Annotated in this window: 1 protein-coding gene; it reads left to right on the forward strand. The window is 57.6% G+C overall.

Annotation, left to right across the window (positions count from 1 at the left end):
• Positions 1–794: hypothetical protein (locus tag ACOI1H_RS25680; RefSeq protein WP_422441160.1), on the forward strand; the 794-nt coding region annotated here is incomplete at its 5' end.
• Between the last annotated feature and the right edge of the window lie 439 nt (positions 795–1,233).

Genomic DNA, 1,233 nt, shown 5'->3' on the forward strand with positions numbered 1-1,233 from the left:
TTCAGTCCCTTTCAGCAGGCGCGCTGATGGCCGTTCTGGCCACCGGACTTTCAGCACAGGATCTCGGTGCCTGGGACGCGGACTCCGACGGCATCCTGAGCAGGGACGAGTTCCGTGCAGGAATTGATACCTCGGATACCTTCGGCGAATGGGGCGCCGACGGGAACGCGGCGCTGGACAGCGACGAGCTTCTCGAAGGTATCTACGGTCTTTGGGACGCGGACGGGGATGCTCGGCTCACGGTCGAGGAATGGGACGACTCCGTCGATCGCTGGTTCGGTGAAGACGCAGTAAACCTCTCCGTCGGGAACTGGGACGCCGATGGCGACGGAGTGATATCGCCGTTCGAGTTCATGCGCGCCCAGGAGAACACCAACTTGTTGGAGCGCGTGGGGCTCGATGCAGAAAGCGATGTTCTGACGGAAGAAGATTTCACGGATGGCCTCTTCGGAATTGCTGACGCTGATGGTGATGCATTTCTGGGTGAGGAAGAAGACATCTGGCTCACCGATCTCCTCGAGCTTCTGAATCCAGTGGAAGATGTGGACGTGCAGGACGAGGTGGAACTTTCATCCGCCGAGCAAGACGTGGATGTATTCGAGGATACGGGGTCTCCTGATCTGCTTCAGGACGGGGAGGCTTTTTCCCATCTGCCTATCCCGTGCGGCACGAGCGGCCAGACTTGCAGCGAAGTTGCGGAACGCTTCTGCGCCGCGCTCGACTACGATCCGCCACTGGACTTTCTGGAAGTGGACGGCAGCCTTTATGTGGTGAGGTGTGCCGACTCTTTCTGACCGAAACGAAATGATGCGGTTTCAGACGCTAATGTTGAACCGCCCGATCAGGAATTGACAAGCCTCCCTGTTCCAGCCCGACTGTATGGTCTGGACTGGTGCAAGGGGTGTAGCAATAGGCTCAGCGAGCCTCTCAGTGTAGGTTACCCGTGTCAAAATAAATGTTATTGCGCAAATTGCGCCACTTGTTCTTTTTGCGCTGATGTTTTGCCCGAGCAGCCGGAACCCTTTTCGGAGGAGCCGGTTTGCCCCTCAATGCAAATAGAAAGGAAATCGATATGAATATCCTCAGTTCGAAATTGCGTAGTACCGCACTCGCCGCGCTTCTGAGCGTGCCGTTGGCCTCTGGAGCCGCACTGGCCCAGGATACGCAGCAAAGCGGCGATACCGCGACCCAGGACGCCACGCAAAACAGCGGACAACAGCAGTCCGACTCCCT

It is taken from the genome of Loktanella sp. DJP18 (assembly GCF_049310965.1).
Classification (GTDB): Bacteria; Pseudomonadota; Alphaproteobacteria; order Rhodobacterales; family Rhodobacteraceae; genus Loktanella.